Below are 20,471 nucleotides of genomic sequence, written 5' to 3'. Positions count from 1 at the left end.
TCTCGTCCGATCGGAAGGGAAGCGTAGTCGTTGCGGCGAAACCGAGCGAGCCGCTCAGCGCGGCCGGGCCAGCACGCCGCCCGAGATCGCCTCGCCGACGCCGGTGGTGCTCGGGAAGGTGATCGGCAGGCCCTTCATCGAGCGGAGGGCGAGATAGGCGAAGGCCTGCGCCTCCAGGAAGGCCGAGGACCAGCCGATCGTGTCGGCCATCAGGATCTCGGCATCGAGCAGCCCGTTGAGGAGCCGCATCAGCTCGCCATTCTTGGCCCCGCCCCCGGCGACGACCCAGCGCGTCGGGCGCTCGGGAGCGTGGTCGAGGGCGAGCAGCACGGCGCGGGCCGTGAAGGCGGTCAGCGTCGCCGCTCCATCCTCGGTGGAGAGCTGGCCGGCGAGCTTATGCGAGAACCAGTTGCGGTCCAGCGACTTCGGCGGCTTGCGCGCGAAGAACGGGTGCTGCAGCAGCCAGGCCAAGAGCTGGTCGTCGGGCTTGCCCCGAGCGGCGGTACGGCCGCCATCGTCGAGGTTCTTGCCCTCACGCTCCTGCATCCATTCGTCGATCAGCGAATTGCCCGGCCCGGTATCGAAGGCGACGACGCCGCCCTTGGAATCGATCAGCGTGGCGTTGGCGACGCCGCCGATATTGAGGATGCCGAACGGCCCCTCGAAGCCGGCGGCTTCCGCGAGCGCCTTGTGGAAGATCGGCACCAGCGGAGCCCCCTGCCCGCCCGCCTCGATATCGGCGCGGCGCAGGTCCGAGACCACGGGAATGCCGAGTCGGTCGGCCAGCGCCTGTCCGTCGCCGATCTGAATCGAGATGCGATGCTGAGGGCGATGAATCACGGTCTGGCCGTGGAAGCCGATGACTTCGATGTCGCCCGGCGTCAGCCCGTTCTCGGCGAGGAAGCGTTCTACGGCCTCGGCATGGGCGCGCGTGACGAACTCCTCCGCCTCCGGCAGGTGGCCGGGCCGGTCGGTGGGCAGCACGACGCTCTCGGCATCCTTAGTGGCGGCACGCAAGAGCGCGCGCTCGTCCTCCTCGTAGCCGCGATAGCCGGTCGGACCGAGGGGTTCGAGGAAGTTGTTGCGGCTCTTGACGACATGGACCGCCTCGCCGTCGGTCTCGATCAGCGCGACGTCGACCCCGTCCAGGGAGGTGCCGCTCATCAGGCCGATCGCGCGCTTTATGGTCATGTCTTCACGCCCCGTGCCTTTCGCCGGCTGCCCTGTTAAGAGCCGGCCCATCCCCGATGCGGGGAGCTAGCATGCTGGCGCCGATCCTGTCGCGCCACCCCTGACCGAGACACACATGACCGCCGAGAGCCACACGCCGAAATCCGATTTCCTGCGGGTGCTGACCGAGCGCGGCTATATCCACCAGACCTCCGATCTCGCCGGCATCGACGCGGCGGCGGCCGAGGGGCGGCTGACGACCTATGTCGGCTATGATTGCACGGCGGCTTCGCTGCATATCGGCCACCTGCTCTCGATCATGATGCTGCACTGGCTACAGGCGACGAAGGCAGGCAAGCCGATCGCGCTGATGGGCGGCGGCACCACCCGCGTCGGCGACCCGTCGGGCCGTGACGAAACCCGAAAAATCCTGAAGCTCGAGCAGATCGAGGAGAACAAGCGCGGCATCGGCAAGACCTTCGCCAAGTTCCTGACCTTCGGCGACGGCGCGACCGAGGCGCTGATGGTCGACAATGCCGAGTGGCTAACGAAGCTCAACTACATCGAGATGCTGCGCGACATCGGCCGGCATTTTTCCGTGAACCGGATGCTGTCGATGGACAGCGTGCGCATGCGTCTGGAGCGCGACCAGGAGCTGTCATTCCTGGAGTTCAACTACATGATCCTCCAGTCCTACGACTTCGTGGAGCTGAACCGGCGCTACGGCTGCGTCCTGCAGATGGGCGGCTCGGACCAGTGGGGCAACATCGTCATGGGCCTCGATCTCGGCCGCCGCATGGGCACGAAGCAGCTCTACGCCCTGACCTGCCCGCTACTCACCACGGCCTCGGGCGCCAAGATGGGCAAGACCGCTGCCGGCGCCGTCTGGCTCGATGCCGAGATGCTGTCGCCTTACGACTACTGGCAGTTCTGGCGGAACACAGAAGACGCCGACGTTGGCCGCTTCCTCAAGCTGTTCACGTTGCTGCCGATGGACGAGATCGCCCGGCTCGCCGCTCTCGGCGGTGCCGAGATCAACGAGGCGAAGAAGACGCTCGCTACTGAGGCCGCCGCCCTCATGCATGGCCGTGAAGCGGCCGAAGCTGCTGCCGAGACGGCGCGAAAAACCTTCGTCGAGGGCAGCGTCGCGGCGGATCTACCGACCGTGATCGTGTCGGCGGAACTGCTTGATGCCGGCATCGGCGTGCTCACGGCTTTCGGGCCTGAATTTGCCAGGCTCCTGCCCTCCACCAGCGAGGCGCGGCGGCAAATCAAGAGCGGGGGCCTGCGCGTCAACGACACCCAGGTCAGCGACGAGCGCTCCGTGCTGCGCACCGGCGATCTCACCGCCGAGGGTGTGATCAAGCTCTCCTTCGGCAAGAAGAAGCACGTGCTGCTCAAGAAGGGCTGAGACGCGCTTCTCAGCGCCGCCGTCAGCTTCGCCGCTATCACAGACCTGATCTATCGGAAGCGACGTCAGCGTTCCGGCGATGGCAATCCGTTGGCGGATGGGCCGGCGCTGCCTCCGCCGGCGCCGAAGAGCTGGCGCAGGAAGCCCGGCGCCACGGCCGAGAGCGGGTTCACGCTCACCGTCGGCTTCGAGATCGGACCAACGACCGCGAAGTTGACGCCGAACAGCCCCTCGTTGCGGTCGCCGGCGAGCAATGGCCCGACGATCGGCACATGGGCGACGACGTTGTTGAGCGCGTAGAGCGGCACGAAGGTGCCGTCGATCTGCGTGCGTTCCTTGGCCGTGTCGAGCCAGCCGCCCATGGTGAAGCCCATGGCGGCGTTGGAGATCACGGCATCGGAGAAACTCACGCGGGAGCCGTTGCGCTGGAAATTCGCGCGCATCCGGTCGAAGCCGACGTCGCTCGCAGCCGCGACACGGCGCCCGCGGGCATCGACGGCATCGCCGGCGGCTGGGCTCGAGGCCATGATCCGTGACAGGGCGGGCTCATCGCGCAGCACGAAGTTCTTGACCTTGACGCCGCCCGTCTGGGGCCCGTCGTTCAGGAAGAGGCTCAGGTCGAGTTTTCCGCCGTACATGCGCTTGTAGACGTCGAAGAAGCGAAGCGTCGCGCCCGAATCCTCGGACTCGACCGCGAGGAGCGGTTGTCCCCGTTCGGGCCTGATGCTCGCGGTCAACGGCGCGCTGCCGAACCGTCCCTTGACCTGAGCGCTGCGGATGTCGCCATCGCGCATCGTCATCTTGAGGTTCGCGTTGGTCAGAGCCTCGCCATTGTATCCCGTCAGGATATTGAGGGCGATGTCGGCCTCGATGTCCTTGCCGTCCTTGTCCTTGCCCTTCTTGGGATCGGGGCTGGTCAGCGTTTTCAGGAAGGGCCGTGCATCGGCCACCGCTCCCTTCACCGCGACCTTGTAGACGCCGCTCGAGTGATCCACCGAGACGCGCATGTCGTCGCCGGGCGAGAGTTTGAGGCTGGTGATGTCGGCCCGGTCGAAGGCGCCGTCGGCAGTGATGACGGCGCTGCCGCGAGCGAGTGCCGGGGCCGCGTCGAGGTTGATGTCGCGCAGGTCCGAGCCGCCATTGGCGTTCTCGGCGAGGGTGAGGCTGAGCTTGCCCGGCTTGCCGGCGGCCTTCGACCAGCCGGGCAGCAGGCCGTCGATGCCGGCCTTGGTCAGATCGGCTTCGACGCGCATCGGCGGCTTACCCGACCCTGATCGGCCAATCGGAACGGTGATGCGCGCCGGGATCGACCCCGTGAGTTGCGGAGCGACCGGGAACCCCTTCTTGGCCCGGAAGGTCTCGTCGAGCACCACGCTCACGAGCGCCTCGCCGGGGGCGCCGGGCTTGGGCTGCTTGAGGTCGATCGTCACCGGCGCGCCGAGCACCCGGCCGTCGCCCTTCATCGCGAAGCCGCTGCGGTCGTAGTTCAGCGCGAACCGACCCTGTTCGAAACGCTCCTTGCCGAAGGCCTTGTCGACGGTGAGGTCGGTCAGCGCCCCGTTGAGCGTGACCGGGATGTCGGCGAGATCGGGCACGTGCTTGAGGTTCAACGGGAAGTCGATCCGCATGTCCGCGCGGCCCTTCACGTTGGCCGGATCGATATCGGCGCCGGTCAGCCCCTTGAACATCTTGGTCTGGAGGAGCGCCGCGACCGCGTCCGCACTGCCGCCGAGCCGCAGCCCGATCTGCGCGGGCACCTTGGCCGGCTGCGGGTCGCGGACTGTGAAGGAGCCGTCGCTGATGGCGAGGACGCGGTTATCCGCCATGCGGATTTCCGCGCTGGCGCCGCTGATGGTCGTCGAGCGGCCGGTGATCACCCCCGACAGGCGGGCGCGGCTCAGCGGCGGCGCATCGCGGGACACGGTGAGGCCGGCGTCCGAGACCGCGACGTCGACATGCAGGGCCTTGTCGGGCAGGGGCGCGCCCTGCAGGGCGGCCGCCATCTCCGAACCGCTCAGGTCGACCACGATGTCGGTGGCGTCGACCTGGCCGCCGACCAAGTAGTCCTGGAGGTAATAGCGCACGGCCGGCGCGATGTGCTCGGGCCAGAGCCGGAGCGCGAGGCGCCCGTCGGTATGGTCGGCCTTGATCCGCAGGGTGACGCCGTCGTCGTCGCGGCTTGTGCCGATGGTGCCGGTGATGGTGCCGTTGAGCTTCTCGCCGCGCATCGAGAAATCGTCGATGCTGATGCCGCCCTCGCGGCCGGTCAGGTGACCTGTGATCTCGGCGACCTTCACGGGCGCGTCAGTGGCCGCGGCACCGCGCAGGACCGCATTGCGGCCGCTGAAGCCGAAGGTCCAGTCCGTGATGGCCCCCGACGGGCTCTGGGCGAAAAGCCCCTCGAGCCGGATGGCGTTTCCGGCGCCGGCATAGTCCAGCGCGTCGAGCTTCAAGGCGCGGCCCGCTTCGTCCCAGCTCGCCTGGGCGTTCAGCGTCTCGATCGTGACCGGGTTGAAGTCCTTCTCCTCGATCAGGAGATTTCCGGCGCTGGAATGGACGCCGACCTTCATGGTGTCGATCCGTCCGGCATTGATCGCCACGTCGGCTGAGGCCGAGAGCTTCAGGTCGGTCTCGACCGGCAGCTTGGACATCCCGCCGAGCAGCAGCATGTCGGTGACCGGCAGGTCGTCGAGGGTGATGGTGCCCGAGCGGCGGCCACCGCCCTCCTCGTGCAGGTCGCCGCCGAACCGCCACTCGCCATGCGGGCCATCGATGCGCAATTCGAAAATGCGGGCATCGCGTGTCGCATCGCGCCGAAACAGCCCGTTGACGCGCTCGAACACCGCCCGCTCGCGGGCATCGTCGTCGATCAGCGTCAGGCGGCCATTGGTGATCCTGGCCCGGTCGAGGGCGCCGACGACGCCGGCGGAATCGAGCACGACACCGAAGATCGAGCCGACGGCAGCGGAAACGGGCGAGACGGTGCCGCGCGCCTGGTCGACGCTTGGCAGGGTGTGCGGCTTCACCGCTGCGGCCTCCGTCGGCGAGGAGGCGGCGAAGGCGATCGAGCCGTCGCGATGGACGAGCGCGGTCATCCGCAGGTCGCGGAACTCGATGGAGCGCGGCTGCACCGAGAACTTCAGGAGCCCCCAGGTGTCGATGCTGACCACGGCGAGCGGAGCGCTGACGACGAGCGCGCCTTCCGGATTGAACACGTCGAGCCCCGCGACGCGCAGGGCCAGGGAATTTTCGGAGTCGAGCTCCAGCGAGCTGTCCTTGAGATCGACCCGCCAGCCGGGTCCGATGCTCCCGGCGAGGCCGGCGGCGACGCGCTCGGACATTCCGTCGATGCGCAGCGGGCCCTGCGACAGCCGCAGCACCGCGAGCCCCGTGCCGAGGCCGAGCAGGAAGACCAGTGCCACGGCCACCAGCATGCATCTGCGGCGGATACGGCCCGGCGGCTTGCAAGGCCGTTCCGGCGGCGTCTTACGCCCCCGTGCAGCCTTGCCGGTCGCAGCGTTGCCGGTCACCGCTTCCTCGAGGAGCGAGTGGGCCGTTTCCTGGTCCATTCATCCTTCGCCGCTGGAGTGGCTGGCACACCCGGGGTAAGCGGGCGCAAAACCTTGGGATTCGTAGTCTGTCGGCGTGGCGCGCCGCAACGTCTGGGCGCATGTCCCGAGGGACACGATCAATCAGCCGAAAGGAAGGCATGATGCCGCTCGAACAGGGTCAAAAAGCTCCCGATTTCAGCTTGCCGGGCGCGGGAGGCGAGACGATCGCCCTCTCAGGCCTCACGGGGCGCAAGGTCGTGCTGTATTTCTACCCGAAAGACGACACGAGCGGCTGCACCCTGGAGGCCCAGGGCTTCAACGCGCTCGGAGATGCCTTCGAGAAGGCCGGCGCGACGGTGGTCGGCGTCTCCCCTGATTCGGTGAAGAGCCACGACAAGTTCCGCGCGAAATACGGGCTGACCTTCCCGCTCGCCTCGGACGAGGCCAAGGGCATGCTCGAAGCCTACGGCGTCTGGGTCGAGAAGAGCATGTACGGGCGCAAATACATGGGCGTCGAGCGCACCACCGTGCTGATCGACGGGCAAGGCAAGATTGCTCGCATCTGGCCGAAGGTGAAGGTGCCCGGCCATGCCGACGAGGTGCTCGAGGCAACTCGCGCCCTCGGCTGAGACAGCGGCGCCGGGGCGATTTTGTCGGTTCCTTAACCTTGACGATGTGTGATGGCCGCATCTGCCTTCCCCGTTCGGCGTGATGCGTCTCATCTCACCATCGAACTTTCCGACCGACGGCTCGGCCCGGCGCCGCGATCGCCTCGCCCAGGCCCGGGCTCCGCGCCGGAGCAGGCTCGCTCCGATCCTGGCCGTTGCGCTCTGCGCGTGCACGGTCTGGGCCGGCGCGACCACCTACTACATCGTTTTTCGCGACGAGACGCTCGGCCGCTTCTTCGTGCAGGTCCGCACCGTCGAGCTCGCCTATCAGGAGCGGGTCGGCGCGCTGCAATCGCAGGTCGAGCAGACGGTCGCCGAGCGGATCAGGAGCCGCGAGGGCTTCGAGAGCCGGCTCGGCGCGCTCGCCGAACGTCAGGCGCTGATCGAGCGGCGCCAGGGCATCCTGGTGAGCCTCGGCGCCTCCGAGCCGGTGACCACCGGCGCGATCCCGGCGGAGCAGCCGGCCGCTGCCCAACCCCAAAAACCCTTTCCCACGCCCGAGCCCTCGGATGCCGGCGGCAGCTTCGGCCTGCGTATGCGCGGCGGCGACCGGGTCGAGGCGCCGGAGCGCCGGCTCGGGCTGCGCCTCGCTCATCTCGACGGCCGGCTCGACCAGCTGGCCGAGCGGCAGTCGGAGGTCCTGGGCGATCTCAGCGCTAAGACGGCGCGCAACGTCGGGCGGCTCAGAGACCTGATCGCGCGGGCTGGTCTCGCCCCGAGCCGTTTTGACAAGCCGGAGCGTGGCGTCGGCGGCCCGCTGGTCCCGCTGACCGGGGACGCTTTCGATCGTGCGCTCGCCGAGGCGCAACGTTCCAGCGACGAGGAGCAGCGGCTGCGCCGGACGGTGGCCACCCTCCCCCTGCGCAAGCCGCTTGCCGAGGACACCGTCTACACCAGCACCTTCGGCGCCCGCCTCGATCCCTTCACACGCGGCCTTGCGCTACACACGGGCATCGACATGCGCGCCGAGCACGGAGCCCCGGCCCGCGCCACGGCGGCCGGCCGCGTTACCGTGGCAGAGCCCAATGGCGGCTACGGCAACATGGTCGAGGTCGATCACGGCCACGGGCTCGTCACGCGCTACGCGCATCTGGCGAGCTTTTCGGTGACGCCCGGCCAGCGGGTCGAGGCCGGCACCATCGTCGGCCGCGTCGGCTCTACCGGCCGCTCGACGGGCAACCATCTGCACTACGAGGTTCGGATCGACGGCGAGCCGGTCGATCCGCAGCGCTTCCTCAAGGCCGGCATCGGCCTGGCCGACGAGGCCGTGGACCCCGAGCCGGTCTCGGATCGTCCGGGCCGCGACGGCCTGGCCGGCGAATCCTGGGTCGCCTGGTCGCATGCGCAATTGCAGAAGCTGACGCAGCGGCCATAGGCCTCCGCGCCGCTGCACGATCAGTCGATATCCTCGACCGCCTCTGTGGTGCCGTAGACCCGCGCCGCGAGCGAAGCCTCCATGAACGGGTCGAGATCGCCGTCGAGCACCTCGTCCGGATCGGTCGACTGCGTGCCCGTGCGAAGATCCTTCACGAGCTGATAGGGCTGCAGCACGTAGCTGCGGATCTGGTGGCCCCAGCCGATATCGGTCTTCGAGGCGGCCTCGGCATTGGCCTTCTCTTCGCGCTTCTTCAACTCGGCCTCGTAGAGCCGGGCGCGCAGCATGTTCCAGGCGGTGGCCCGGTTCTTGTGCTGCGAGCGCTCCTGCTGACAGGCCACCACGATGCCGGTCGGGTTGTGCGTGATGCGCACCGCCGAATCCGTGGTGTTGACGTGCTGGCCGCCCGCGCCGGACGACCGGTAAGTGTCGATGCGGCAGTCGGATTCCTTGATCTCGATCTCGATGCGATCGTCGATCACCGGATAGACCCAGACCGACGCGAAGCTGGTGTGCCGCCGCGCGTTGGAATCGTAGGGCGAGATCCGCACAAGGCGGTGCACGCCGGATTCGGTCTTGAGCCAGCCATAGGCGTTGTGGCCCTTGATCAGGAGCGTGGCGCCCTTGATCCCGGCCTCTTCGCCGTCGGTCATCTCGACGATCTCGACCTTGAACTTCCGGCGCTCGGCCCAGCGGCCATACATGCGCTGCAGCATGTTGGCCCAGTCCTGGCTCTCGGTGCCGCCAGCGCCTGCATGGACTTCGAGATAGGTGTCGAAGCCGTCGGCCTCGCCGGAGAGCAAGGTTTCGACCTGGCGGCTCGCGGCCTCCTTCTCGACGGCCTTGATCGCGTTCTCGCCCTCGGTGATGGAGGCTTGATCCTCCTCCATCTCGCCGAGCTCGATCAGCGTGGCGCCGTCCTCAAGCGCCTGCTCCAGCTTGCGGATAGCGGTGACGGCCTCGTCGAGCTGCTGGCGCTCGCGCATGACCTTCTGCGCGGCCTCGGCGTCGTTCCAGAGGTCGGGGTTCTCGGAGGCGGCGTTCAGCTCCGCGAGACGTTTATCGACGGTATCCCAGTCAAAGATGCCTCCTCAGCAGTCCTATAGACTGCTTGGCGGCATCCGAGCTCTGCTCGATCTCGGCGCGCATCTTGGGGTGAACTCGTGTGCGGTGAAGGCCGGGGTGATACCGGGCGGGTCCGGCGGTGTAAATGCTCGCATCGTGATTGCGGCGCTCTTGCGCGTGATGACGAGGCGACCCCTGGTGTCACCGTTCAGCATCCATCCGGCGTCTCGGGCTTCGCGCGATCAGCGTGGCCGCGACGATCGACACCATGCCGAGGGCGACCAAGGGCAGGCGGAGATCGAGCGTCGCCAGCAGACCGGCTGCCAGGCCCGACAGTGCCTCCGCACCCACCTGGATGCTCTGGTTGTTGCCGAGCACGCTTCCCTGCTCGCCGTCGCGCGCCGCGAGGGAGAGCATGGTCGCCAAACTGGGAAGGCACAGCGCCAGGGGCATCGCCGTGAGCGCGAGGGTCGTCCAAAGCCAGCTCGGGCTACCCGGCAGCACGATCGCCACCATGGCTATGCCGACGGCGATCGCCGACCAGAACGCGATATCCGCAACATCGTAGCGGGCCGAGACGAACCCGGTGATCCAGAGATTGGCGAGCACGATCGGGACGCTGACCCAGGCGATCAACCAGGAGAGATCCGCGAGGCCGAGCTGGAAGCGGCCCTCGATATACATCGGATAGCTGCGGAAGAATCCGAAGATCGCCAGATAGATCAGCCCGTTGATCACGTAGTAGCGGCGATAGCGGACATCGTTCAGGGACCTGAGGAAGGTCGTGAGGCCGCCGGCATCGGGACCGGAGCCACGCTGATCGGCGCCTCGACGGGTTTCGGCGAAGCTCCACCAGACCCAGGCCGTCGTCGCAACCAGAAGAAGCAGGACGGCCCAGAACGGCGTGTCGCTGCCGAACCAGCCGACATGGCCGGAATTCGCAAGCAGACCGCCCCCGATGGGTCCGAGGATATAGGCGGAGCTCGACGCGAGGTAGACGTAGCCGAAATACCGGTTGCGCAGCGATGGCGGCACGATGTCGGTGATCGCGCTCTGAGCCACCACGATGTTGCTCTCGCACAGGCCGCAGGCAAAGCTCGCGGCCATCAGGAGCCAGAGCAGGTGGGCATGCAGCGCCTCGCCAATGCCGACATAGCACACGACGCTCAGCGCCAGGCTGACGAGCAGCACCCGCCTTCTGCCGAACCGATCCGACCAGGCGCCGAGCCGGGGAGCGCCGAGAAACTGGGCCGCCGGATAGAGGCTCAGCAGGATGCCGAGCACGATCGAGCGTGTGCCCGTCGATGACGTCGCCACGAGCGTCACGTCGTTCACCACCAGCGGCGTGAAGATCGTGATCATCAGGCTGTAGCCGACGAAGCCGACGAAGATCGCCAGGTACAGCGGCAGCAACCGAGCCAGATAGATCGGGCGGCAATGGGACAGGGGGGCATCGGGTGTCATGATCTCGCTCCCGGCGAGCGATCGCGGGATGCGAACGGGTCGGTACCGTCCACGTGAAGGAGGCGCGGACATCTCCGCGCCCCGCGCCGGCTTCACCGTGCGGCGGTGTAGCGGTAGCCCGAGCCGGCTCTCTCGATCCTGCCGAGGCCCGGAAACGGGAAATGGAAGGCCAGGACCGCCATCCTGTCGTGCGTCAGCCGATCGAGCAGGCGCTGCCGGGTCGCTATGGCGACGTCGGATTGATAGTCGAAGCCGTTCTGCCAGGCGGGATGCTCGACCGAGATCAACTCGTGCGTGAGGGCATCGGCCGTGATGAAGAGGCCGTCGCCGCCTGCGACTGCAAAGGAGAGATGCCCGGGCGTGTGGCCGGGGGTCGCTACGGCCGAGATTCCGGCGGCGACCTCGTCGCCGTCCTTCAAGAGGCGAACGCGGTGTGCAATCGCAGCGAGATCGCTCTGTGTTTGAGGGACGACACCCCGGAAGGCCTCGGGAAGCCGCGAGGCGACATCGGGCGCCGTCCAGAAATCCCATTCCGTCTGGCCGATGACGTAATCCGCGTTCGGGAAGTTCAACTCGCCTGCGACGTTTCTCAATCCCCACAGATGGTCGGGATGCGCATGCGTGAGAACGACCTGGGTGACCTCTCTCGGATCGATGCGTTCGTCGCGCAGCGCGCCGAGAAGCTTCCCCTCCGTTGGCTGAAACCGGCCTCCATCGCCGAGATCGAACAGGATGAGCTCTGTTCCCCGGCGCAGAACTGGCACGTTGGCCGCTGGCAGGACGTTCGGCGAAGGCGCGCCGGAGCGCTCGATCACCTCTTCGCGCTGATCGGCCGGTGCGTCCTGCGCGATGAAGGCCGCCGGCACGATCATGTGCCCGTCGCTAAAGACGGTGACGTCGAACTCGCCCTGCCTGAACGTTCGAGCGCTCGTCGAACCTCCCGCCGAACGATGCGTCGCCGGCACGATTGCGGGCGAGGCCCCAGGCCCATCATGCCTGTCTATTGTTGGAACCCGGGCATGGTCTGCGTTCGACATTGAAACACTCCTTCGCGAGAACTTGAGTCGACTCCTCGATGTCGACTTGAATACTGGGAAGGTTGATGTGTCTTGACTTCGTGGTGAACGTCCGAAATCGAAAATGCATTGTTTCTCCTTGTGCAAGGATGCGACGCGGCGGCCTCCTCGCAAGGGCATTGCGGCTTGGGTTATCCGAATGCGGCTCACCTTCATGTCGTGCTAGCGGAGCGGAGCAACCCGGGACCCGGCTCCGCGCTTCGACGCCTCGGGCCGAAACCAAGAGCGACCATGATGCGGTTTCTCGTTCGAAGCCGGCTGGTGATCCTGGTCGCGACGCTCGCCGTCATCGTACTCGGAACGATGCTGCGGCTGGTGCCGGTCGGCCTCCCCGCCGGCGTCGTGAAGTACGTCGGCAGCGTGCTGTGGGGCGCGATGGTCTACGGGATCGTCGCCTTCCTGATGGCGGGTGCGCGCACGCGAATGGTGATCGCCGTCGCCCTTGCCGTGGCGATCTCGGTCGAACTGCTTCGCCTGTTCCACACACCCGGTCTCGATGCGTTCCGCTTCACTCTCGCCGGCCAGCTCCTGCTCGGTCGAATTTTTTCAGGCTGGAACATCCTCGCCTATGCGGCGGGCATCGTCGCCGCGGCCTGCCTCGACCACCGGGGCGCCGGTCGTTGAGGCTGTGCGGGAGATGGACTGGATGACGCTTGGCCGTTTGCCGGAAGCTCAGCCAATAGGTCATTCTTGCGCGGTATCGACTGAGCACGCCAACCGTAAATCCGAAGCCTTCATGATGAAGTTTCCGGAAAATACGGCGATCTCTCTATAGAATAGGCGGCCACATGCGGAGAGAGTATTTCAAAAAATTCATGCAAAGGCATTCGCATCCAGGATCGAATTGATGCGAGAGTGCGGATGCGTGGAGGTAGAGAGATGGCGCTAACGCGACTTGCCCTGCCCGTTGCTCAAAAAACACAAGTCATCAACTAAACGCGCGATGGTGCGGGCGACGGGCAAGTCCCCGGCAACAAAGTCCTGGACGCGGCTCGGCCGTTCATTCCATCTGGGGCGATGTGTTCACGGCGTCGCAGAGAGGATTATGCCTCAAGAGGAACAAGTTCTTGAGAGCGTGGCGGGCCTGTGCCGGGAAGCCAGAGAATTATTAGGAAATAACGGCGGCTTCCGGCTTCGTGTCTTGCTCGACATGCTCTCCATTGAGCTGGCGAAGGAAACTGCCGCGTCAGTCGATCTGGCAGATCAGCCGGACCGTGGTCACGGTGGTGCCGGACCCGTCTCGGACGGTGACGACTAGGAGGCCGCCTGCTGATAGGTTCTCGACATCTTTCGCGTACTCCGCCGCAAGCCGGACGGCTTCCTGCCGCGCCGCTTCGGGACCCTCCAACTCACGGCCGGCATCGTCGCGAACGTCAACGCCATCGTGAACGTCGAAAAAGTATCGAGGCATTTGGACCAGCACCGTCCCTGCGCAGCGCCGTTGCTGCAGATGGTTTAGTTGCGAACCAATTGGGCAAAAATTGGCTGAGCGCTAGCTGACTTTCGTCCGTCAGCAGTTTGCCGCAGCTGAAAGGCTCCAACCAATCAAAACCACTGATGCCGCCCATTATGGGTGCTTATGGTGGTGGGTAAGCCTACTGGCAATTTACCGAATTCTACCCAAAGTAGATTTCGGACAGTCTGCGAAGACTACTCGAAACGTGGCGGCATATGCCCGGTTGGGGTTCAAGTCCCCCCATCAAGCCCGGCTTGTGAGAACCACCACTCTGCCGATATAGGAATATTGGCATAATCAGCGGCGCGCTGTCAATGCGTTCCACGACGGTTCCGGCCGATGCTGTTCTCAGAGGGGGCAATCCCGGCCGTGGGACGGCTTGGGACAGGCGGGACATCCGTCCCGCTCGTCCGGCCTTCCGTACGGCCTGAAACGAGATGACGTCCGACGCCCCCGTTAAGCGTCGGCTCCGACGAACGCACCCTCCAGCGCCTTCCCGATCAGCGCCCGCGTCTCGGCCACCCCATACAGCGCGATGAACGAGCCGAAGCGCGGCCCCTGCGCTTCCCCGAGCAGCACGTTGTAGATCGAGGCGAACCAGGTCTTGGACACGCCCGGCCGCCCATCGGGGCTCTTGGCCTTGCCCGAGAGGTCCGGGAAGTGGCGGCGGCCCACCTCGTAGACCACGGCCTGCAAGCCTTCCGGATCGGTCGAGCCCTCGTGCTCGGCAAGGGTCTCGGCGAGGTCGGCAAGCGCCGCCCTCTCCTCCTCGGTGGCCGCGCGGTACTGCTTCTGGGGGCGCACGAAATCGCGGTAATAGGCGAGCGCGCGGGTCACGAGCGCGGCCAGCCGCGGATGCGTCTGCGGCCCGACATCGGGTGCATAGCGGCGGATGAAGCCCCAGAGCACGTCGGGGGTCTCGGCATTGGCCACCGAGACGAGGTTCAGGAGCATGGCGAAGCTCAGCACCGTGCCGGAGGCGTCGATGGCCTCGGGGGCGGGCGGGTTGCCGGCATGCAGGTGCCAGACCGGGTTGCCGAGACGCAGCTTCGCATCCTGCCGCGGGTAGCGGCCCAAAAAGTTGTCGTACTCGTCGACGTGGCGCGGAATCACGTCGAAAAACAAGCGCTTGGCCTCGCGCGGCTTGTTGTACATGTAGAGCGCCAGCGAATCCGGCGTGCCGTAGGTCAGCCACTCGTCGATGGTCAGGCCGTTGCCCTTGGACTTCGAGATCTTCTGGCCGTGCTCGTCGAGGAAGAGCTCGTAGTTGAAGCCCTCCGGTGGCTCGGCGCCGAGTGCGCGGGCGATCTGGCCCGAGAGCTTCACGGAGTCGATGAGGTCCTTGCCGGCCATCTCGTAATCGATGCCGAGCGCCACCCAGCGCATCGCCCAGTCGGGCTTCCATTGCAGCTTGGCATGGCCGCCCGTGACCGGGGTCTCGTAGGCCTCGCCGGTGGCCGGATCGCGCCAGACGATGGTGCCGGTGGCCGGCTTCACCTCGTCGATCGGCACCTGCATGACATGTCCCGTCACCGGGTGAATCGGCAGGAACGGCGAGTAGGAGGCCGAGCGCTCGGCGCGCAGCGAGGGCAGCATGATCGCCATCACCGCCTCGTAGCGGTCGAGCACGAGCCGGAGCGCGTCGTCGAAGATGCCGGCCTTGTAACACTCTGTCGCGGAACGGAATTCGTAGTCGAAGCCGAATGCGTCGAGGAAGCGGCGCAACTCGGCGTTGTTGTGATGGCCGAAGCTCTCGTGGGTGCCGAACGGGTCGGGCACCTTGGTCAAAGGCAGGTTCAGCGCGGCCGTGAGCCTGTCCTGGTTGGGGACGTTAGTCGGCACCTTCCGCAGGCCATCCATGTCGTCGGAGAAGGCGATGAGCCGCGTCGGTACGCTGTCATTGGTGAGCACGCGGAAAGCGTGACGCACCATCGATGTGCGCGCGACCTCGCCGAATGTGCCGATATGCGGCAGGCCCGAGGGGCCGTAGCCGGTCTCGAACAGCACTTCCGCCTTCGGCTTCCGCTCGAGCCGCGCGAGGAGCTTGCGCGCCTCCTCGAAGGGCCAAGCGGCTGCCGTGGCGGCAGCGTCCACGATGTCGGGATCGAGTGCGAGCGGGGCGGTCATGGTCGTGACTTACTATGGACCGGGTCCGGGCCGGTCAACGCGATGACTCAGAACGGGCTCACCGGAAAGAAACGCAGGTAGAGCTCCGCATATTTGCCATCATCCCAGACGCGCTGGAGCGCATCGTCGAGGGCGCGGTTCAGGGCGGCGTCCTCCGTGCGGGTGATCAGGCCGATGCCCTCGCCGAAATAGCGGTTCTCCAGGTAATCGCCGCCAACGAAGCTGCAGCAGCGCTCGGAATCCTGGCCGCCGATCCAGAGTGCGAGGTTGAGGCCGTCGGCGAAGACGTAGTCGATCTCGCCCCGCCTCAAGGCGGCCTCGGCCGACGCGAGATCGGGGAAAGGCTTCGGCACTGCGCCGGAGAAGAACGTCTTCAGGTAGGCAGCGTGCGCACTTCCTTCGATGACACCCACCGTCTTGCCCGACAGCGCCTGGGCCGAGGGGGGCGCCAACCCCCTGTCGCCGCGCGCGACGAAGCGCGCCGGCCAGCGAAAATACGGGCGCGTCGCCAGGAAGCGGGCACGCAGGCCTGGCGTCAGCGGGATCGCGGCCGCGACGACGTCGCCTTGCTTGTCAGCCAGAGCGTCGAGCAAGGTGTCGAAGCGGCGCGCCTGCACCGTGCACTGGATCACCAGCCGCTCGCAGACGGCGCGCGCCAGTTCCACCGAGAAGCCGGTCGGGTTGCCGTCGGGCCCCGCGAAATGCAGCGGCGGAAATTCATCGTCGGTCAGGAAGCGGACCGGGCGCCCGAGTTGCGGTGCCTCGACACGCTCACCGCGTGCGCGGGGATTCCAGAAGTTCGGGATCGCGACGGACGGGCTCGTTGGCTTTGTCTCGGGTACGGCGGGAGCCTGCGCCTGTGTCGATTCTGCCGCACTGGTCAGCAATAGGGCGACGGTTAACAAACCGTACACAACCAGAGCGCGCAGGGCGCTTGCCTGGACCGTGCGGCTGCGATGGCTTTGCGGAAGGGAGGACGAGATCGGGCTCACCCTGCCTCCCTACCATACCGTCGAGCCCCTCGGGAGCGTCCCTCATGGCGGTCCTCGACAGGTCCATCGTGGCACGGGGCTCTCTCGACACTGGGGCGCGCCCGGAAGAGGTGGTGCTTCCGCGCGAGATCGGATTTCTGCTCGCGCATGGCATATCTTACCGGGCTCTCGCCAACGCCGCGGAAGCGGCACGTCTGGGCCGCGCTGATGTCCTTACGACGCTGCTCAACACCGGCGTGATCGACGAGGAGCGATACTACCGCGCCCTCGCGCTCACCCTCGACACGACATTCGTCGAAGACGTGCGGCTCTACGACAAGGTGCGCCATTCTGAGGTGCTGGACGTTGACGCCACTCCGTTGGCTCGGGAGTTTTGGCCCCTCGTCGCTGTGGCGCCGCGCGGACGTGCCGTCGCGCGCCTCATCGACACTTGGAACCAGCGGAGCGTCCAGCCGGCCATCACCACGCCCACGCGATTGCGCAATGCCGTATTCGCGCAGCGGGCCGATGAGATCGCGGCCGAAGCGGCAGATGACCTGAGGCAGCACCATCCAGAATGGTCATGCCGGCCAGGCCTGACGGCGAGAGACCTCATCGTCGTTGGGGCCGTGGTCGGATTGGGCCTTCTTTTCACCAGCTTGCCGAACGGATTCAGCATGGGGCTGCTCGCATTGACCCAACTAGCGACCATTGCGCTGCTGATGGTCCGCTTCTGTGCCGCTGGAGTACCTTCCAGCCCGGAGCCTTCTCCCGAGATTCGTCTCCTGAACGACGCGGCATTGCCGACTTATACCGTCCTCGTCGCGCTCTACCGCGAGGCCAGCGTCGTGGAGCAACTGGTCGGATCCTTGAAGCGTCTCGATTATCCGGCGGCCAAGCTCGACATCAAACTCCTGCTCGAAGCCGACGACGCGGAAACGGCGGAAGCGCTGCGGGCGATCGCCTTGCCGCCCTGGTTCGAGATCGTGACGGCTCCGCCTGGCCTGCCCAGAACGAAACCGCGGGCGCTCAACGTCGCGCTGCCGCTGGCCCGCGGCCGTTATCTCGTCGTCTACGATGCGGAGGACGTGATCGAGCGACAGCAACTCAGGCTCGCCGCGACGCTGTTCGCCCGAGCCCCCAAGACGACGGCTTGCCTGCAGGGGCGTCTCGTCGTCGACAACTACGAGGATGGCTGGCTGACGCGGCTCTTCGCCCTCGAATACTCGGCCCTGTTTGACGTGCTTGGACCAGCCCTCGCTGCGTGGCGGATGCCGACGCCGTTGGGCGGGACGACGACACATTTCCGCACGCGCGTACTGCGTGAATTGCGCGGTTGGGACGCCTGGAATGTCACCGAGGATGCAGATCTCGGGATGCGTTTGGCGCTCGCTGGCTATCATGTCGGTGACCTGCCGAGCGACACGAAGGAGGAGGGCCTTCGGCTGGTGAAGCCTTGGCTACGCCAGCGGACGCGCTGGATGAAGGGATTTCTGCAGACGACCTTCACCCATCTTCGGAATCCTGCAGAGACTGCCGGGCGGCTGGGACCGCTTGGAAGCCTGTTCGCGGTCACGCTCCTACCGGGGACCGTCTTATCTGCCTTGGTCTACCCGTTTCTCTCGCTCTGGACGGTCTATCGACTGATCTCTGGGCCCGACGCGGCGCCAGACATATTGGCGGAAGTCACGAGCCTTGGGACGCACGTCGTGTTCATAGGCGGTATCGTGGCAATGCTGCTCCCGGCGCTGCTTGCCTGTATGCGCCGCCGCTGGTTCGGGCTGATGCCATGGGCACTCCTCTTGCCGCTCTACTTCGGCTTGGTCAGCGCCGCGGCGTGGCTCGCGGTGTTCGAGCTCGCCCGCCATCCGCATCGCTGGAACAAAACCGAGCATGGTCTGGCGCGCACCTCGCGCAGCGGCGCTCGGCTGACCCGAAAAGGCGCGGGCGTCAGATCCGCTTCGTCAGTTCCGCGGCCGTCTCCTGCGGCGGTCGCTGCAGGTTGAGGGCACTGACGAAATTGTTGTGCGCGTCCATGACGTAGACCAGCGCCGTGTGCTCCATTACGTAGTCGCCGTCTTTGCCCTCGACCTTTTTGGCGTAGCCGCGATAGGCCCTGAGCGCTGCCCTGACCTGCTCGGGCGTCCCGGTCAGGCCGGTGATGCGCGGATCGAAGCTCGACAGGTACTCTTTCAGCGCAGCCGGATTGTCGCGCTCAGGGTCGACTGTGACGAAGGCGACCTTCAGCTTGTCACCCTTGGGGCCGAGGGCGGCGAGCACGTCGGTGATCTGCTGCAGCGTGGTCGGGCAGACGTCCGGGCAGTGGGTGAAGCCGAAGAACATCAGATGCGTGGCACCGGCGAAATCGCGCTCGGTTACGGTCTTGCCGTCCTGGTTCACCAGGGTGAAGGGGCCGCCGACGGCACTTGTCGCAGCGGGGCGGCTCTGCGGCACGAGATAGATCACGGCCGCCGCCGACAGAAGCACGATGCCTGCTGCGAAGGCGAGGAGCGGCACGAGGATACGAGACTTAGGCTGCATGGGTGGGGGTCCGACGCCGGAAGCGCACCTCTACCCGCGCGGAACCCGGGAGGCCAAGGGCTCGGCCCTGCGGCCTGTCGCCGTCACGCCTCGCTGCTCAGACCGCTAGCCGATCTTGCATCGTGTCGACGATCGCTCCGACCTCGCGGCGTCCCAATGCCTCGCCGACCATGAGGATCGCGGGGCCTTCGAGGCCGGCGGCCTCGATCCGTTCCGCAAGGTCGGCGGCGGTGCCGGTGACCGTGGCCTGGTCGGGCCGGGTGGCGTTGAAGACCACAAGTGCGGGTGTCGCCGGGGCAAGGCCCTCCGCAATGGCGCGCTCCAACAACGTGCCGAGCGTGCGCTTCGGCATGTAGACAACGGTGGTGACGCTGGGATCGGCGAGCGCTCCCCAGTTCAGGTCCTCGGGCAGCGCGCCGCGGCGATCGTGGCCGGTGACGTATTGCAGGCGGCGGGCGGCGTCGCGGTGGGTCAGCGAGACGCCGAGCGAGGCCGCTGCACCCTGCGCGGCGGTGACACCCGGAACCACTGAGCAGGGCACGCCGGCAAGACGGCAGGCTTCGAGCTCTTCGCCGGCTCGGCCGAAGACCAGCGGATCGCCGGATTTCAGCCGCACCACCTGCTTGCCGGACTTTGCCAGCGAGACCATCAGCGCGTTGATATCGTCCTGGCGGCAGGAGGGGCCGTGCCCGGTCTTTCCGACGAGCATGGTGCGGGCTTCGCGCCGGGCGTAGTCGAGGATTTCGCGGGCGACGAGGTCGTCGTAGAGGATGACGTCGGCGTTGCGCAGAGCGCGCAGGGCCTTGAGGGTCAGGAGCTCGGCATCGCCCGGCCCCGCCCCGACGAGGGTGACCGCCCCGCCCTTCGGCGTGGCCTCGGTCTCGCCGAGAAGCTCGGAGAGGTCGCTCTTGGTGGGCACGCGGTCGGGCTCGGCGAAGGCGCGATCCGTGAAGCGCTCCCAGAAGCCACGCCGCTCAGCGAAGCCATGGAAGCGCTCGGAGACGCCGTCGCGCCAGTCGCGTGCGGCTGCAACCCAGCGCGCGAAGCCGCGCGGCAGCATCGCTTCGATGCGGGCGCGTACCGTCTGCCCGAAGACGGGGGCCGCACCCTCCGTGGAGATGCCCACCACCAGCGGCGAGCGGTTGACGATGGCGCCGAACTTCACGTCGCAGAGATGCGGCCGGTCGACGGCATTGACGATGGCGCCGGCTGCGCGGGCCGCCGCGACGAAGGCGATACAGTCGTCCTCGTCCTCCATCGCGCCGACGGCGAAGGCGGCACCTGACAGGTCGGCGGGGGTCCAATTGCGCCGATGGAGGGTCACGGAGCCGGCGGCGATATCGCCCGGCACGGCCAGAAGCTCCTCGCTCGGCTCTGCGGCGTAGACGTCGACGATGGCGCCGGCTGCGGCGAGCAGCCTCACCTTCCAGGGAGCGCCGCCGTTAGAGCCGGCAAGCACGGCGCGCTTGCCTTGGAGCGGTACGAAGACGGGCAACACCGCCAGCGGCTCGAGGCCGGCGCGGGTTTCACGGGGTTGGCGGGGCGTGCTCATCGACGAAAGTTGGGTCTCGACATCGTGCTCACCCGGAACGTGAC

At 66.8% G+C, this 20,471-nt stretch carries 15 protein-coding genes; 5 read left to right on the top strand and 10 right to left on the bottom strand.

Annotation, left to right across the window (positions count from 1 at the left end; all coding sequences use genetic code 11):
• Nucleotides 1-54: 54 nt before the first annotated feature.
• Nucleotides 55-1,191 (bottom strand): anhydro-N-acetylmuramic acid kinase, encoded by a 1,137-nt coding sequence (locus HCU64_RS13165; protein ID WP_233384417.1) that lies wholly within the window; start codon nucleotides 1,189-1,191, stop codon nucleotides 55-57.
• A 115-nt stretch (nucleotides 1,192-1,306) separates the two neighbouring features.
• Between HCU64_RS13165 and tyrS the strand changes: the two genes are divergently transcribed.
• Nucleotides 1,307-2,581, top strand: a complete 1,275-nt coding sequence (tyrS, locus tag HCU64_RS13160; RefSeq protein ID WP_233384416.1) for a tyrosine--tRNA ligase — start codon at nucleotides 1,307-1,309, stop codon at nucleotides 2,579-2,581.
• Nucleotides 2,582-2,646: 65 nt separating this feature from the next.
• On the opposite strand, the gene HCU64_RS13155 is transcribed toward tyrS, so the two are convergent.
• Nucleotides 2,647-6,150 carry a DUF3971 domain-containing protein gene (locus HCU64_RS13155; protein WP_233384415.1) on the bottom strand — a complete coding sequence of 1,168 codons (3,504 nt, stop codon included), beginning with the start codon at nucleotides 6,148-6,150 and terminating at the stop codon, nucleotides 2,647-2,649.
• Between the two features lie 143 nt (nucleotides 6,151-6,293).
• On the opposite strand from HCU64_RS13155, the gene HCU64_RS13150 reads away from it, so the two are divergent.
• Together HCU64_RS13150 and HCU64_RS13145 are read left to right on the top strand one after the other, a co-directional pair.
• Nucleotides 6,294-6,761 carry a peroxiredoxin gene (locus HCU64_RS13150; RefSeq protein ID WP_233384744.1) on the top strand — a complete coding sequence of 156 codons (468 nt, stop codon included), beginning with the start codon at nucleotides 6,294-6,296 and terminating at the stop codon, nucleotides 6,759-6,761.
• An 82-nt stretch (nucleotides 6,762-6,843) separates the two neighbouring features.
• Nucleotides 6,844-8,175 (top strand): M23 family metallopeptidase, encoded by a 1,332-nt coding sequence (locus tag HCU64_RS13145; protein ID WP_233384414.1) that lies wholly within the window; start codon nucleotides 6,844-6,846, stop codon nucleotides 8,173-8,175.
• 20 nt (nucleotides 8,176-8,195) lie between these two features.
• On the opposite strand, the gene prfB is transcribed toward HCU64_RS13145, so the two are convergent.
• The 3 genes from prfB to HCU64_RS13130 all read right to left on the bottom strand — a co-directional run bounded on the left by prfB (nucleotide 8,196) and on the right by HCU64_RS13130 (nucleotide 11,576).
• A protein-coding gene (gene prfB, locus HCU64_RS13140; protein ID WP_233384413.1) for a peptide chain release factor 2 occupies nucleotides 8,196-9,324 on the bottom strand; the annotation gives its coding sequence in 2 pieces (ribosomal slippage) (nucleotides 8,196-9,254 and nucleotides 9,256-9,324; 1,128 coding nt in all).
• Nucleotides 9,325-9,441: 117 nt separating this feature from the next.
• Nucleotides 9,442-10,704: an MFS transporter gene (locus HCU64_RS13135; protein WP_233384411.1), complete on the bottom strand. Its 1,263-nt coding sequence runs from the start codon at nucleotides 10,702-10,704 to the stop codon at nucleotides 9,442-9,444.
• Nucleotides 10,705-10,796: 92 nt separating this feature from the next.
• Complete coding sequence (locus HCU64_RS13130; RefSeq protein ID WP_233384410.1) at nucleotides 10,797-11,576, bottom strand: MBL fold metallo-hydrolase; 780 nt, start codon at nucleotides 11,574-11,576, stop codon at nucleotides 10,797-10,799.
• A gap of 435 nt (nucleotides 11,577-12,011) precedes the next feature.
• Here HCU64_RS13130 and HCU64_RS13125 point away from each other — a divergent pair, with 435 nt between their 5' ends.
• Nucleotides 12,012-12,404, top strand: coding sequence for a DUF2809 domain-containing protein (locus tag HCU64_RS13125; RefSeq protein WP_442785955.1), 393 nt, complete (start codon nucleotides 12,012-12,014; stop codon nucleotides 12,402-12,404).
• Between the two features lie 562 nt (nucleotides 12,405-12,966).
• Here HCU64_RS13125 and HCU64_RS13120 read toward each other — a convergent pair.
• The 3 genes from HCU64_RS13120 to HCU64_RS13110 form a co-directional block, all read right to left on the bottom strand.
• On the bottom strand, nucleotides 12,967-13,191 hold the full coding sequence (locus HCU64_RS13120) for a DUF6894 family protein (protein WP_233384409.1): 225 nt from the start codon (nucleotides 13,189-13,191) through the stop codon (nucleotides 12,967-12,969).
• A 501-nt stretch (nucleotides 13,192-13,692) separates the two neighbouring features.
• Entirely contained in the window at nucleotides 13,693-15,363 is a 1,671-nt protein-coding gene (locus tag HCU64_RS13115) for a lysine--tRNA ligase (RefSeq protein WP_233384408.1), read from the bottom strand.
• Between the two features lie 47 nt (nucleotides 15,364-15,410).
• Entirely contained in the window at nucleotides 15,411-16,292 is an 882-nt protein-coding gene (locus tag HCU64_RS13110; RefSeq protein ID WP_233384740.1) for a transporter substrate-binding domain-containing protein, read from the bottom strand.
• Nucleotides 16,293-16,399: 107 nt separating this feature from the next.
• On the opposite strand from HCU64_RS13110, the gene HCU64_RS13105 reads away from it, so the two are divergent.
• A complete protein-coding gene (locus HCU64_RS13105; protein WP_233384407.1) occupies nucleotides 16,400-18,340 on the top strand; it encodes a glycosyltransferase family 2 protein in 1,941 nt (646 codons plus the stop codon).
• On the opposite strand, the gene HCU64_RS13100 is transcribed toward HCU64_RS13105, so the two are convergent.
• Both HCU64_RS13100 and cysG read right to left on the bottom strand, forming a co-directional pair.
• Nucleotides 18,285-18,875, bottom strand: a complete 591-nt coding sequence (locus tag HCU64_RS13100; RefSeq protein WP_233384406.1) for an SCO family protein — start codon at nucleotides 18,873-18,875, stop codon at nucleotides 18,285-18,287. The genes HCU64_RS13105 and HCU64_RS13100 overlap by 56 nt on opposite strands.
• 97 nt (nucleotides 18,876-18,972) lie before the next feature.
• A complete protein-coding gene (gene cysG / locus HCU64_RS13095; RefSeq protein WP_233384405.1) occupies nucleotides 18,973-20,427 on the bottom strand; it encodes a siroheme synthase CysG in 1,455 nt (484 codons plus the stop codon).
• Nucleotides 20,428-20,471: the final 44 nt, after the last annotated feature.

It is taken from the genome of Methylobacterium sp. C25 (genome assembly GCF_021352225.1).
In the GTDB taxonomy this organism is placed as follows: domain Bacteria; phylum Pseudomonadota; class Alphaproteobacteria; order Rhizobiales; family Beijerinckiaceae; genus Methylobacterium.
Note: the sequence above shows the minus strand (reverse complement) of the source record. Positions and strands in the feature narration are given on the sequence as shown.